General features: G+C 56.4%; 11 protein-coding genes. 4 read left to right on the top strand and 7 right to left on the bottom strand.

The features are described 5' to 3' along the window. Positions 1-196: 196 nt before the first annotated feature. The 7 genes from arsM to acpS form a co-directional block, all read right to left on the bottom strand. The gene (gene arsM / locus WC562_01000) at positions 197-985 is read right to left on the bottom strand and encodes an arsenite methyltransferase (GenBank protein ID MFA5054740.1); all 789 of its coding nucleotides are present in this window, start codon (positions 983-985) and stop codon (positions 197-199) included. A gap of 13 nt (positions 986-998) precedes the next feature. After that, the gene (locus tag WC562_01005) at positions 999-1,262 is read right to left on the bottom strand and encodes an HgcAB-associated protein (protein ID MFA5054741.1); all 264 of its coding nucleotides are present in this window, start codon (positions 1,260-1,262) and stop codon (positions 999-1,001) included. Positions 1,263-1,709: 447 nt separating this feature from the next. Continuing rightward, positions 1,710-4,352, bottom strand: a complete 2,643-nt coding sequence (locus WC562_01010) for a valine--tRNA ligase (GenBank protein MFA5054742.1) — start codon at positions 4,350-4,352, stop codon at positions 1,710-1,712. 223 nt (positions 4,353-4,575) lie between these two features. After that, a complete protein-coding gene (coaBC, locus tag WC562_01015) occupies positions 4,576-5,790 on the bottom strand; it encodes a bifunctional phosphopantothenoylcysteine decarboxylase/phosphopantothenate--cysteine ligase CoaBC (protein MFA5054743.1) in 1,215 nt (404 codons plus the stop codon). A gap of 10 nt (positions 5,791-5,800) precedes the next feature. Further along, complete coding sequence (locus tag WC562_01020) at positions 5,801-6,565, bottom strand: type III pantothenate kinase (GenBank protein ID MFA5054744.1); 765 nt, start codon at positions 6,563-6,565, stop codon at positions 5,801-5,803. A gap of 135 nt (positions 6,566-6,700) precedes the next feature. Then, the gene (locus WC562_01025; protein MFA5054745.1) at positions 6,701-8,254 is read right to left on the bottom strand and encodes an NAD(P)H-hydrate dehydratase; all 1,554 of its coding nucleotides are present in this window, start codon (positions 8,252-8,254) and stop codon (positions 6,701-6,703) included. After that, complete coding sequence (gene acpS, locus WC562_01030; protein ID MFA5054746.1) at positions 8,251-8,616, bottom strand: holo-ACP synthase; 366 nt, start codon at positions 8,614-8,616, stop codon at positions 8,251-8,253. The genes WC562_01025 and acpS overlap by 4 nt, the downstream gene beginning before the upstream one ends. Positions 8,617-8,960: 344 nt before the next feature. On the opposite strand from acpS, the gene WC562_01035 reads away from it, so the two are divergent. The 4 genes from WC562_01035 (at position 8,961) to queA (ending at position 14,214) form a co-directional block, all read left to right on the top strand. Then, positions 8,961-9,836: a tetrahydrofolate dehydrogenase/cyclohydrolase catalytic domain-containing protein gene (locus WC562_01035; protein ID MFA5054747.1), complete on the top strand. Its 876-nt coding sequence runs from the start codon at positions 8,961-8,963 to the stop codon at positions 9,834-9,836. Positions 9,837-9,875: 39 nt separating this feature from the next. After that, positions 9,876-10,817 carry an amidohydrolase family protein gene (locus WC562_01040; GenBank protein ID MFA5054748.1) on the top strand — a complete coding sequence of 314 codons (942 nt, stop codon included), beginning with the start codon at positions 9,876-9,878 and terminating at the stop codon, positions 10,815-10,817. Positions 10,818-11,223: 406 nt separating this feature from the next. Continuing rightward, positions 11,224-12,987, top strand: coding sequence for a formate--tetrahydrofolate ligase (locus WC562_01045; protein MFA5054749.1), 1,764 nt, complete (start codon positions 11,224-11,226; stop codon positions 12,985-12,987). A 222-nt stretch (positions 12,988-13,209) separates the two neighbouring features. After that, positions 13,210-14,214 carry a tRNA preQ1(34) S-adenosylmethionine ribosyltransferase-isomerase QueA gene (gene queA, locus WC562_01050; protein ID MFA5054750.1) on the top strand — a complete coding sequence of 335 codons (1,005 nt, stop codon included), beginning with the start codon at positions 13,210-13,212 and terminating at the stop codon, positions 14,212-14,214. Positions 14,215-14,219 lie beyond the last annotated feature (5 nt).

The raw sequence follows: 14,219 nt of genomic DNA on the forward strand, positions 1-14,219 counted from the left end.
ATTGATTGTCGATGAGTTTCGGAGCTATTCTCCGAACCCCCTAAATCCCCCATACGTTGGGGGACTTTTATTTATTTAGGGGACACCCCTATAACCCCGTCAGGAGACCCTGTCTCCTGTACCTCCTGCAGTCTGTCATTCTGAACGCAGTGAAGAATCTCGTATGTGAACTACGATTGGCGTGTCGTTTCTTTGCTTACTTCGGTTTGAAGGCTTTGACCGCAATGCTGGCTATGATCGAATTGCCGCCGCAGCAGCTTCCCGGGGCGCTGTCACCCCTGGTCTCGACAACAACAGGCTTATTGAATCCCGCTTCGCGGATTTTCTGCAGATATGCTTTCTCGTCGATGGCGCCGCCTATGCAGCAGGCCCATTGCGTCATGTCCTGACGCACCGATTCCGGCAGCTCGCCGTGGGTTACCATATCGGAGACGCACAGCCTGCCGCCGGGCTTGAGCACGCGGAAGGCCTCTTTGAACACGACGTCTTTGTCCGGCGAGAGATTGATTACACAGTTCGATATGATGACATCGACTGATTCGCTGTCGACCGGCATGTGCTCCATCTCGCCAAGGCGGAACTCGACGTTCTTGACGCCCATCTTGTCGGCGTTCATCCGCGCCAGCTTAATCATCTCCGGCGTCATGTCCAACCCGATAACCCGTCCCTTGGGCCCGACATTATTGGCCGCGAGGAAGCAGTCCAAGCCTCCCCCGCTTCCGAGGTCGAGCACTGTCTCCCCCGGTTTGAGCTCGGACAGGGCGATGGGATTGCCGCAACCGAGGGAGGGGATGTCCGTTGATATGGCCGCCAGTTCCTCACTGGAATACAGCAGGATGGCGTTGCTGATATCCTCGGTTTCGCCGCCGCAACAACAGCTTGAAGCCTCATCGGGCGGCTGGCAGCATGAGGTGTGCTGCGCCGCTATCTGGCCGTAGAGCTCGCGCACGGTTGATTTGATAAGTTTCTCTTTATTTGAGTCCATAATCACTCCTATATTATCTAGCTATCTCTTTCATCATCGGGCCAAGCATGTCCTTCACCATTCCTGCGATCTCGCTGGCCTTTATTAAAGCGAGACAGCACACTTCTCCGTCCTTTTCCCAGCTTACTAAGGCCAGCTTGTCACCGGGGCGTATTTTTGCTTTATCTCGCACCTCTTTGGGAAGCACCATCTGGCCCCTGTCATCAACGCTGATTACGGAATCTACCTTAAAGCAGTTGCCCGCCATAGATTCGCAGCATTGTTTTTTATTTGACATTTACATCACCTGCCGACTTAATAATTTCTGAAAATTCAGAATACACTGAAATATTATCACAGATGCGAAGGCAGTGTCAATGGCTTTTTGAAGAAGCAAAGACGTAGGGGCGAGGTTGCCTCGCCCGAGTCGTGGATGAGACGGGTAGGGGCTTGATTAATCAAGCCCTTACGGGACACCCCTATCCTTACATATTACGGAAGGAAACCGTTATCTGTCATTGCGAGCGTAGCGAAGCAATCTCCGGCTATGTCACCCCACACGAATGATGAGATTGCCACGTCGCCCTTCCGTATACCTTAGTAACATGGAATCCTTCCAGACATTTATATTCTGGAAGGATTCACAATGACAGGAGCTTGGCGGGTCGAGACCAGCCCTACATCGTCCGAGAAGAATCGCGGATTTGTATTTGAGGTAGGGGCACGGCGTGCCGTGCCCCCGGTCTTACAGCTCCGAAAGCCGCTCGTTGAGCGTGGCCAGCTTATTCTTGAGCGAAACGAGCTTCTCACACTCGCGCTCCACCACCTGCGCGGGCGCCTTGGAGGTGAACTTCTCGTCGGCAAGCCTTGCACTCAGGCGATCAATCTCATTCTGACAGCCGTCGATCTCCTTCTGCAGGCGATTGCGCTCGGCGTCCGTGTCGACCATTCCTACCAATGGCAGGATGACCTCGGCGCCGTTCAATACGATCGTTTTGGCTTTGTCGGGCCGCGCGCAACTCGTGTCGGCGATGGTCAGCGGGCGCGCCCGCGCCAGCGTCTCGATGGCCTGAGCTTGCGATTTGATGAATGGTTTCAGGTCGGTCGCGGCTACGATGGCCTCGATCCACTTTGCCGGCTCTACGCGCAGCTCGGCGCGGGTGTTACGGATGGAGCGCACGATATCGAGAACTATGGCCATCTGCTTTTCTATATCATCGTCGAGGGCGCCGGCGTCGGCTGTGGGATACGATGATATCATTATGGATTCGGCCTGTACTCCGGGAAGGAGCGGCCGTACGTTCTGCCATATCTCCTCGGTGATGAAAGGCATCGCCGGGTGCAGCAGCCGCAACGACTTGTCGAGCACGTGCACCAGAACGGGCAGCGGCGAGTTCGTTTTGTCCTTAAGGCGCAGCTTGGATATCTCTATGTACCAGTCGCAGAACTCGCCCCATACGAAGTCGTGTATCTGGCGCAGCGCCTCGCCAAACTGGTAGTCGTTCATCAGCGTGTCGACGTTGCCGATGAGGCGGTTGAGACGGCTCAGTATCCAGCGATCTTCAGCGGCAAGCTTCGTTTGTGCCAAATCGATAATTGTCTCATCTTCGACGTTGCCGAGGATGAAGCGCGAGGCGTTCCACAGCTTGTTACAGAAGTTGCGCGAGGCCTCCATCTTGCTGTCGCTCAGCCGAATATCGTTGCCCGGCGAGTTCCCCGTCGACAGCGATAGCCGTAATGCATCGGTCCCGTACTTATCGATGACGTCGAGCGGGTTGACGACGTTGCCCTTGACCTTGCTCATCTTCTCGCCCTTCTCGTCGCGCACCAGGCCGTGCAGGTAGACGGTGTGGAAGGGCGCTTTGCCCGTGTTCTCGATGCCCATCATGATCATACGGGCCACCCAGAAAAAGAGGATATCGTAGCCGGTCTCCATCACCGACGTCGGGTAAAAATAATCGAGGTCTTCAGTCTTATCCGGCCAGCCCAGCGTGGAGTGCGGCCAGAGCCCGGAGCTGAACCACGTATCGAGCACATCAGAATCCTGTTCGATCTTACTCGATCCGCATTTGGCGCACTGCGTTGGCTCTTCGACGCTTACGGTCAGCCCTTTGCAGTCGGCGCAGTACCACACCGGTATGCGGTGGCCCCACCACAGCTGGCGGCTGATGCACCAGTCGCGGATATTCTCCATCCAGTTGAGGTATGTCTTGGCGAAGCGCTCGGGTATTATCTTTATCTCGCCGCTCTTCACCGCTTCGATGGCAGGCGCAGCTAAAGGCTCAATATTGACGAACCACTGGCTCGAGGCCCACGGCTCGATGATGGTGCTGCAGCGGCTGCAATGACCTACGGCGTGCTGGTGGCTGTCTATCTTGACCAGCAGCCCCTCGCGCTCCAGGTCGGCGACGATGTGCTTGCGGCACTCGAAACGGTCGAGCCCTTTATATTTGCCGGCGTTCTCGTTCATCGTGCCGTCGCGGTTCAGTATGTTCACCAGCGGCAGGTTATGGCGCTGGCCCACCTCGAAGTCCACCGGGTCGTGGGCCGGGGTTATCTTGACGGCGCCCGTGCCGAAGGCAACTTCCACCGCTTCGTCCGCGATCACCGGTATCTCCCTGCCGATCTCGGGCAATATGGCTGTCTTGCCGACAAACATCTTATTGCGCTCGTCATTGGGGTTCACCGCCACCGCCGTGTCGCCGAGTATGGTCTCGGGCCGGGTCGTGGCGACAGTTATAAAATCGGAGCTGTCTTTCAACGGATATTTTACATACCATAAATGGCCTGTGTGGTCGTCGTGGTCCACTTCGAGGTCTGATATGGCCGTGGTGCAGCGCGGGCACCAATTGATGATGCGCTCGCCGCGATAGATGAGGCCCTTCTCATAGAGCCGCACGAATGTGGTGCGCACTGCCTTCGACGGCCCGTCGTCGAGCGTAAAGCGCTCGCGGCTCCAGTCGCAGGATGTGCCCAGCCGCTTGTGCTGTTCCGTGATGCGGCTGCCGTGTTTCTCCACCCATTTCCACATGCGCCTGGTGAATTCCTCGCGTCCCAGTTCCTGACGCGTCTTCTTCTCCCTGGCCAGCTCCCTTTCGACTACAAACTGCGTAGCTATGCCGGCGTGGTCCGTGCCCGGCAGCCATAGCGCAGGCTCGCCCTTCATGCGGTGCCAGCGCACCATGATATCCTCCAGGGTGGCCGGGAGCACGTGGCCGAGGTGAAGCTCGCCGGTCACGTTGGGGGGCGGCATTATAATTACAAAGGGCTGCTTCGTGCGGTCGATCTTCGGGGTGAAGTAGCCCTTCTCCGTCCAGAAGCGGTACCATTTGGCCTCCGCGTTCTTTGGATCGTAAGCTTTAGGTATCTCGGATAGTCTTGTTCCCATTTCCTCGCTTTTCTCGTGTTTCTAGAAATTTTTTTGGTCGTGATAACAAGGGTTTGATTAATCAAGCCCCTACATCGTTATCGATTGTGTAGGGGCGACCCTTGTGGTCGCCCACCGAGGGCAGGCACAAGACCTGCCCCTACGGGACACATTTCCTGATGGGCACCCTACATCTATATAGCTATCTATTGTGTAGGGACGATTCATGAATCGCCCGCGGTGTCTAATCCCTGCCATCGGCTCTCCTTTTTAAATTCAGAAGGGCCACCACTCGGTCCAATATCTTATCCGCTACCTCCAGCTTGGGCAGCAGCGGCAACCTGGTCACCTTGCCATCCCTGTCTATCAGCACCACCTTATTACTGTCGGCATCGAAGCCGCTGTTGATTTGGGTGATGTCGTTGGCTACGATTAGGTCCAGGTTCTTTTTGAACCGCTTCTCCCGGGCATTCTTCAGCAAATGCTCGCTCTCCGCCGCGAATCCGACCCGAATCATATCGCCTTTCAACGCGCCGAGTATGTCCGGGTTCTCCGCCAGCTCCAGACTCCATGTTTCAGCATCGCCCTTTTTTATCTTCTCGGATGATGTCATCTTGGCGCGGTAGTCGGCGGGGGCGGCGGCCATGATAACCACGTCGGCGTCAGCGCCGGCAAGTATGCACGCGTCCCTCATCTGGATGGTCGTCTGGACCCTGATCAGCTTCACGCCGACAGGAGGGACGAGCGCGGTTGGAGCGCTCACCAGAGCTACTTCGGCGCCGCGGTCGCGTGCAGCCTCGGCGATGGCATAACCCATCTTTCCGGAGGAGCGGTTGCTGATATGGCGCACCGGGTCCAGAGGCTCCTGCGTGCCGCCCGCACTCACGAGTATCTTAACCTTGGCCAGGTCGCCTAATCTACCCAGTATCTGATGTATCGTGCCGCGGATATCGTCGGTCTCAATAAAACGGCCCCGTCCCCACCCTCCGGAAGCCAGGCGCCCCTCGGCAGGGCCGACAAAGGTAACACCCCTGGCCTTCAGCGCGCTGATGTTATCCTGTGTGGCGGGGTTTTCATACATATTAGAGTGCATGGCAGGCGATATAAGCACCGGCGCTCTTGTGGCCAGAACGGTGCAGGTCAGGATATCGTCGGCGATACCCGCGGCCAGCTTGGCGATGATGTTCGCTGTCGCCGGAGCTATGGCCACGACGTCGGCCTGTTCCGCCAGCGAGATATGCCAGTCCTCGGCCCCGCTGTCCCTGTCGAACATGCCCGTGATGACCGGCTGGTCGGTGACGCGTTTGAATGTCAGCGGCTTGACGAACTCCTGCGCCGATGCGGTCATCACCGTAATGACCCTGGCCCCGTCCTGCGTGAGCTTGCTGGCCAGATCGGCTGCCTTGTACGCGGCTATGCTGCCCGTGATTCCCAGTACAACGGTTTTGTCCTTAATCATCGCTCTTCTCCTACCGGTTCATCTCGTAAATCAACCTCAGCCCGATGAGCGTCAGGTCTTTATTCACCGTGTCGATTATCTTTGTCTCCGACGCGAACACGGATGACAGCCCTCCCGTAGCGATCACCTTCGCTTTTTCTCCCAGTTCCTTGCGTATACGAGTAACGAGACTCTCAATGAGGCCGACATAGCCGAACATGATGCCCGACTGCATGGCCTCGATGCTGTTCTTCCCGATGGTCTTCTCGGGCGCAACGAGCTCGACGTGCGGCAGTTTCGAGGTTCTTGTTGAAAGAGCCTCCGCCGTTATCCCGACTCCGGGGGCGATAGCGCCTCCAAGGTAGTCGCCGTTCTTGGATATGACATCGAACGTAGTTGCCGTGCCGAAGTCGATCACGATCAGTGTGCCGCAATATATGCGATGGGCCGCCGCGGTATTCACAATGCGGTCGGCGCCCACCTCTCTCGGATTGTCCGTGCAGACACGTACCCCGGTCTTCACGCCGGGGCCGACTATGAGCGGAGTTGTTTCAATGTACCTGGAACACAAGTCCTCCATGGTCCCCAGCAGCGAAGGCACCACACAGGCCATACCGATCTCATCTATATCCTCGAAGGCCAGCCCTTCGCCCGTCAGAAGGCTCGATAACAGGACAGCGTATTCGTCAGCCGTCTTCTTTACATCGGTAGCGACGCTCCATGTCGAGACCAGCCGTTCGTCATCAAAAACGCCCAGTGTTATGTTGGTGTTACCGATATCAATTGCGAGTAACATCTGAACCCCCTGTTAGCCCCCCATATTTCTGCTCGGCGTAGTGTTCCTCACCTAGCCGAAGGTTGAAGGTGAAGAACACCTTCAATAGCGTAAAAACTCAATCCGGAATCCAGATCGGGCGAGACGAACCTCGCCCTACGACTTTAGATTTTTAATGACCTTCGGCAGCGCCGGCAGCAGGTCGCTGGCGATCATGCCCGTATCGCCCATCTCGTCTCTCACCAGTTCGGCGGCGGCTGTGTGTAAATAGACGCCGCAGGCGGCCGCGTCGCCGAGTGACAGTCCTTGTGCCAACAATCCGGCGACGGTTCCGGCCAGCACGTCGCCCGTGCCCGCCGATGCCAGCCCGGGGTTAGCCGCGGCGTTTATCTTTGCGCTGCCGCCGGGCATTGCGATTATCGAGTTGGCCCCTTTTAAAATAACCGTTTTATTCCATTTGGCGGCGCACTCCCGCGCCGTACCCAGCCTGTCCTGCGTTACGGCCTTCATCGACAGGCCGCTGAGCCTGGCCATCTCTCCCGGATGGGGAGTAAGTATAGCATCACGCTTAAGTTTTTTCCACCAGTCCGTGGTCTGCGCCAGCGCGTTGAGGGCATCGGCATCGACCACGATTTTCATCTTCAGCGACGCCGGCATCTTGAGCAATACGCTGCGGACGAAATCGATGACCGCGGGGTGCTGACTAAGGCCGCACCCGATTAGCAGTACGTCGTAGTCGGCGAGACGCTCGTGCACTATCTTCGATGCCTTGCTGCTGATATATCCCGGCTCCGCCTCGGGCAGCGGCTCATAGGTAGCTTCCGTCAGTTTGGCAGCGAGGATCGGCTGGATGCTGCGCGCCGCGGCCAGCGTCACCAGCCCGGCGCCCGCGCGCATGGCGGCCTCGCACGCGAGATAGGCCGCGCCGACATATTGCTGCGATCCGGCGCAGACCAGCACCTTGCCGAAGGTACCCTTGTGCGCGTTCCCAGGTCGTTTGGGAAGTGTCGACCTGATCCAGTCGACTGTTATTAACTCGGTCGCAATATTTTTACCCAGCTTCGACGGTATCCCTATGTCGGCGACGACCATTTCGCCGATAAGCTCGCTGCCGGACGAATAAAATAATCCTATCTTGGGATATCCCAGCGTTATCGTCAGATCGACGGTCAAAGTCGCGGGGTCCGCCTCTCCGCTGTCGGAATCGAGACCGGAAGGGAGGTCGACGGCCACGATACGCATCGCGGGACGAGACTTTTTTGCGTCGCGCACCCGTTTCAGTACGTCTTTTACGGCTCCGCTTATCGGCCTCAGTTTGCCGGTGCCGAATACGGCGTCGACAACCACGTCGGCTGACGACAGCGCCTGATGCAGGTCGGCATATCTTTTGTCGTCTTCAGCTACGATGACGCGTATCACGCGCTCTTTAACCAGCCGCAAGTTCACGTCGTCTTTACGCGCCACAGGGAGGTAGACGCAGACCCTGGCCCCCCAGTCGCGCAGATGGCGCGCCGTCACCAGCCCGTCACCGCCGTTGTTGCCGGGACCGGCGAGGATCACTATGTCGCATCCCGCTACGTTTCCGACAAGTCTGTGTATATGCCGCGCGATGGCCAGTCCGGCGTGTTCCATGAGTTCGCTTGGCGGCACGCCCGCTGCATCGGAGCGGCGTTCCAGTTCGATCATCTCAGCGGTGGTTACTACCTTCACTGCACCTCTCCCACGACGGCGGCCACGGCCAGGTCGCGCGAATGCGACAGGCTTATGGAGAGACCGCCGAGGCCTAACTCTTCGGCCTTGCGTTTGGCGTGCCCGTGCAATATGACGAAAGGCTTGCCATCGTCGTTATTGAGAATTTCGATCTCGCGCCAGCCCACGCCTTTGATGCCGGTGCCGAGGGCCTTCATAACAGCTTCTTTGGCGGCAAAGCGCACCGCCAACTCCGGAACGCGGTTGCGGCAGTGGCTGCGCTCGGCCTCGGTGTAGACGCGCTTCTGGAAGCGCTCGCCCCAGCGGGCCAGCGCCGACCGCACCCGGTCTATCTCTATCAGGTCTATACCTATTTCATGCATAGAAGTAAAGCCATTGTATACTATCTGACAATGTAGCTCAATAGCGAGCTGTTCGGGGTCAAATTACCAGCGCAATGATTGCTTTTTAAAATGTTGGCATGCTATAATTTCAACTTGGGCGCATTTAAATTTAGCTATGGCATCAGTTACATCAGTTGCATATGATCCCCGAAAAAGGCCCGCAGTGCCTTTGTTTTTTCATTTTCCATTTTCCGGCAATGACGCCTTCAATTATGATGCAGTCACATTGTTATCCATATAGGTATTACCTTTTAACGACTAACAGCTTTTATGGCGGAGGTGAGTATAAGGAAAGGAATCAAGAGGAGCAAGGGTGACGTGAGATGACGGCGGACATCATTTCGGGCACCATTATAGCCGCGCAAATTCGCAGCGAGCTCAAGGTTCGAATAGAAGAGCTTAGTTCAAAGGGGGTAATTCCCGGCCTTGCGATGGTGCGAGTAAGCGAGGACCCGGCCTCGATATCATATGTCAGAGGAAAAAGCAACGCCTGTGAAGAATTGGAGATATATTCCGAGACCATAGTGCTGCCGGAGGCGGCGACGGGGAAGCAACTGCTCGCGAAGATAGAAGAATTGAACCTTGAAAAGAAGTTCCACGGAATACTGGTGCAGCTGCCGCTGCCCGAACAAATCGATGTGGATGAAATAATAAGAGCCATCGATCCCAAGAAGGATGTCGACGGCTTTCATCCCGAGAATGTGGGCAGGCTGTTGACAGGAAAACCTTACTTTGTGCCGTGTACGCCGCTGGGCATAATGGAATTACTGATTCGCAGCGGAAATAAACCCGACGGAAAGCATGTTGTGATATGCGGACGCAGCAATCTGGTGGGCAAGCCCTTAATGGCTATCCTGATTCGGAAGACGCAGAACGCTAACGCTACTGTGACGATGGTACATACGGGAACGAACGATATGGCATCGTTCACCAGGCAGGCGGATATCCTGATAGCGGCGATGGGCAAGCCCAGGGCGATAACCGCCGATATGGTCAAAGAGGGGGTAGTGGTTATCGATGTCGGTGTGAACGAGGTGGGCGTAAGCAGTTCAGGCAAGCGCGTACTCGTAGGAGATACCGATTTCGAACAAATCAGGGAAAAGGCTAAGGCGATCACTCCGGTACCAGGTGGGGTGGGTCCAATGACAGTAACAATGCTCATGGCCAATACCATCAGGGCCGCAGAGTTGCAGGCTTAGTCGATAATAATACAAGCCAATCAAATATAAGGAGGAAAAATGGCAGAAGAGAAGAAAGCAGCACCGGATCTCAAATCGGTACCAGGGTCGGTAGATATGATGAACTACCCCACCGAGGCAGGTTTCGAAGAGTACCTGTTCGACTGGGAAGAGTTCAAAATTATGGCGCGCGCCACTTTTAAGACACAGTTCGGCGGCAAGCCTCCGACACGCGAGCAGTTCAAGGAGATCAAGAAACAGGGTTTCATGCCCGGGCACACCAATCCGGAAGACCTGGTTAAGACAATGGACGAGGCCGGATTCGACTATGTATTGCTGTGCGATGTGAAGATGTGGTCATACTACTTCCACCATCAGATCATCATGGACTACGGCATCGAGCCCATCAACGAGCTGGTAAAGAAGGGCAAAGGCCGCCTTATCGGCGCCGCCAGCTACAACCCGTTCCGCATCGACCAGAGCCTTCGCGATATCGAGAAGAGCGTCAAAGAGTACGGGTTCAAGTATGTTTACATGCACCCGATAACTTTCGGCCTCTCCTTCGGCGATGCGAAGCTGTATCCCGTTTACGCAAAGTGCAGCGAGCTTGGTATCCCTATCGGAATGCAGGTCGGACACTCGGCCGAGCCTCTGCCCAGCTGGGTCGGACATCCGATGGAGGTCGACAAGGTCGCTATCGACTTCCCCAACCTCAAGATCAACATGTCGCACACCGGCTACCCGTGGGTTGACGAGTGGTGCTCCATGATCTTCAGGCATCCCAATGTCTACGGCGATATCTCGGCCTACAACCCGCGCAACCTGACCCCGGATATCGTGTCATTCTTCAACAGCAGCCGCGGCCGCGAGAAGGTCATGTTCGGCTCCAACAGCTACGGCTTGAAGCTGACCAAGGGCCAGTTCCTGGATCTGCCTATCAAGGACGAGACCAAGAAGCGCGTACTCGGCCAGAACGCGAAAGAGTTCTTAGGCCTGAAATAATCAGATTCAGCGCTATCGAGAAGGGGCGGCGCGCAAGCGCCGCTCCTTTTTTATTTGGTCGTTGGGAGTCGCGTCGATTTTCAACCCCCTTTATCCCCCAATCTTGGGGGAATTTAAAAAGAATAGGGGACACCCCTAAAACCCCGGCAGGAGAAAACTCTCCTGCACCTCTATCTGTCATGGAATCCTTCCAGAATATAAATGTCTGGAAGGATTCCATGATATTGAGGTATATGGAAGGACGACGTGGCAATCTCTCCATTTAGGAGCGACAAATGATTGCGGTGGGTCGAGACCAGCCTTACATCGCTCCAGCCGGAATCCGTACATGCCGGTCTGGCAGGTAATCGACATTAATACTGGCTTGCCTATATAATAGGTAGCGATATTTCGGTAAGAGGCCGACATGGCGTACGACGTAACCAAATTGAAAGATTGGCAGATAGCCGAGGCGGCAGAGGCCAACATGCCCACCGTCGAAGACTGGCGCGAGAAGCTCAGCCTTAAGAGGGATGAACTGATTCCTTACGGCAGGCTCAGCCGCCTCGATTTCGCAAAGATTTACAAACGTTTGAAGAAGAAGCCCAACGGCAAATATATCGAGGTCACCGCTATAACCCCCACCCCGCTGGGCGAGGGCAAGACCACCACCACCATGGGGCTCCTCGAGGGGCTGGGTAAGCGCGGCAAGAGCGCGGGGGGGTGCATCCGCCAGCCGTCGGGCGGGCCAACGATGAACATCAAGGGCACGGCCGCCGGCGGCGGCAACGCCCTCCTCATCCCCATGACCGAATTCTCCATGGGGCTCACCGGCGAGATCAACGACATCATGAACGCCCATAATCTGGCCATGGTGGCCCTGAACGCGCGAATGCAGCACGAGCGCAACTACGATGACGAGCAACTGCAGAAGCTGAGCCACATGCGCCGACTGGACATAGACCCGGATAGGGTGCAGATGGGCTGGGTCATAGACTTCTGCGCCCAGGGGCTGCGCAACATCATGACAGGGCTGGGCGGCAGCAAGGACGGCTTCACCATGCGCTCGAAGTTCGAGATTACACCGAGCTCGGAATTGATGGCGATACTTTCAGTCGCTAAAGACCTCAAGGATGTGCGAGAGCGCATCGATAATATAACCATCGCCTTCAGCAAATCTGGCGAGCCGGTCACCATACGCGATCTCGAAGTAGGTGGTGCCATGACCGCATGGCTGCGCAACGCGATAAATCCCACGCTGTGCTGCACGGTCGAATACCAGCCCTGTATGGTGCACACCGGCCCCTTCGCCAATATCGCTATCGGCCAGTCGTCCATCGTGGCGGACCTTCTCGGGCTCAAGATGTTCGATTACCACGTCACGGAGAGCGGCTTTGCTACTGATATGGGCTTCGAGAAATTCTGGAACGTTAAGTGCCGATTAAGCGGACTGAGACCGCATGTGTCGGTGCTGACTACGACCGTCCGCGCGCTCAAGATGCACGGCGGCGGCCCCGCCGTCGTCGCGGGGAAGCCCCTGCCCGACGATTATCACAGTGAAAACCTGGCGCTCCTGGAGAAGGGTCTGCCGAACCTGCTGCACCATATAAATATCGTGAAGAAGTCCGGCGTAAACGTTGTCGTCTGCATCAACTGCTTCAGCAGCGATACAAAGGCCGAGATCGCCATGGTCAAGAAGGCCGCTGAGGGCGCCGGCGTTCGTTGCACAGTTGCGAATCACTGGGAAAAGGGTGGTGATGGAGCCCTCGATCTGGCCGACGCGGTTATCGAGGCATGCGAAAAGAAAGTTGATTTCAAATTCCTCTATCCTCAGGATATGAAGCTGCGGAAGAAGGTCGACAAGATAGCGAAAGAGATATACGGCGCCGACGGCGTATCCTGGACGCCGGAGGCCGAGGCCAAGGCGAAGTCGCTCGAGGCCGATCGCAGGTATGACGACTACTCGACCGTAATGGTGAAGACGCAGTTCAGCCTGAGCCATGAGCCAACCTGGAAGGGAGTTCCCGCGGGCTGGACGCTGCCGATAAGAGACGTACTCATTTACACGGGCGCAAAGTTCATATGTCCAGTTTCCGGCGATATAAGCCTCATGCCGGGGACGGGCTCCAACCCGTCCTTCAGGCGCATCGACGTTGATACCGATACAGGCAGGGTAATAGGGCTGGCTTAACTGATGACAGCAATCGACGGGAATCATGAGTTGTAGTTCCCTTGTAAAGAAGCGGTGTCCACGTAGGGGCAGACCTGCGTGTCTGTCCATTGTGGGCGAACACATAGGTTCGCCCCTACCCGGTGATTAACGTATGGGGGATTCCAGGGGGTTGATTAGCATTAATCGGGTGTCTTCTTAACAGATTCGACATCGTTAGTATTGCCCCTATATAATATCTTCGTGAAAACAAGCGATTTCGACTACGAGCTGCCCCAGGAGCTTATAGCTCAGACGCCCATCGAGCAACGCGACTGTTCGCGTTTGCTGGTCGTTAACCGGACCGATGGTTCGATAACTCACCGTCACTTCTACGATTTGCCCGATATGCTGCGCGAGGGCGATTTTCTCGTCTTCAACGACAGCCGAGTGCTTCCGGCGCGCCTGTTCGGGCACAGGGTTGGCTATGAGGGGAAGGTCGAAGTGCTGCTGCTGCGCCGCATCGAGCCCTGTCTATGGGAGGTGCTGGTCAAGCCGTCGCGGCGCATAGACGCCGGCGCACGCATCCAGCTCGACGGATTGCTGTGCGAAGTCATCGAGCGAAAGGAGGGAGCGATACGCGTCGTCCGCTTCTCCGATGAGGATGCGCTGGAGAAGGCGGGGAAAGTCCCGTTGCCGCCGTACATTCGCCGCCCCGTCGACAACCCGGAAAGATATCAGACGGTATATGCTCGTGTGAAGGGCAGCGCCGCCGCGCCCACCGCCGGGTTGCATTTCACGCCCGATCTGCTGCATCGCCTCGAAGCTAAAGGCGTCGACTTCGCTTTTGTCACTCTTCACGTAGGGCTTGACACGTTTGTTCCGGTGCGTGTCGACGATCCGGAAAGACATCACATACATCGCGAGTACTGCCAACTTTCACCTGAGGTCGCGCAACGATTGTCGGAAGCTAAATCGCAGGGCCGACGCATCGTAGCGGTGGGCACGACTTCGGTGCGGGTGCTGGAGCAGGCGTCGCTCGACGGCGCGATACGCCCCTTCGACGGCTGGGCAGACCTGTTCATACTGCCGGGATACAAGTTCAACGCCGTCGATGTAATGCTGACGAACTTCCATCTGCCTCGCACTACGCTGATAATGATGGTATCCGCATTCGCCGGTCGCGACTTGGTATCGAAAGCATACGATGAGGCGATAAAAGAGAGATATCGCTTCTACAGCTTCGGGGACGCGATGCTGATATTGTAGTAGTT

Source organism: Dehalococcoidia bacterium (assembly GCA_041649635.1).
Lineage (GTDB): Bacteria > Chloroflexota > Dehalococcoidia > E44-bin15 > E44-bin15 > JAYEHL01.

What these genes read in the sequence shown, in the direction of transcription:
- arsM (MFA5054740.1), bottom strand. Translation starts at nt 985, where the DNA reads ATGGACTCAAATAAAGAGAAACTTATCAAATCAACCGTGCGCGAGCTC.
- WC562_01005 (MFA5054741.1), bottom strand. Translation starts at nt 1,262, where the DNA reads ATGTCAAATAAAAAACAATGCTGCGAATCTATGGCGGGCAACTGCTTT.
- WC562_01010 (MFA5054742.1), bottom strand. Translation starts at nt 4,352, where the DNA reads ATGGGAACAAGACTATCCGAGATACCTAAAGCTTACGATCCAAAGAAC.
- coaBC (MFA5054743.1), bottom strand. Translation starts at nt 5,790, where the DNA reads ATGATTAAGGACAAAACCGTTGTACTGGGAATCACGGGCAGCATAGCC.
- WC562_01020 (MFA5054744.1), bottom strand. Translation starts at nt 6,565, where the DNA reads ATGTTACTCGCAATTGATATCGGTAACACCAACATAACACTGGGCGTT.
- acpS (MFA5054746.1), bottom strand. Translation starts at nt 8,616, where the DNA reads ATGCATGAAATAGGTATAGACCTGATAGAGATAGACCGGGTGCGGTCG.
- WC562_01035 (MFA5054747.1), top strand. Translation starts at nt 8,961, where the DNA reads ATGACGGCGGACATCATTTCGGGCACCATTATAGCCGCGCAAATTCGC.
- WC562_01040 (MFA5054748.1), top strand. Translation starts at nt 9,876, where the DNA reads ATGGCAGAAGAGAAGAAAGCAGCACCGGATCTCAAATCGGTACCAGGG.
- WC562_01045 (MFA5054749.1), top strand. Translation starts at nt 11,224, where the DNA reads ATGGCGTACGACGTAACCAAATTGAAAGATTGGCAGATAGCCGAGGCG.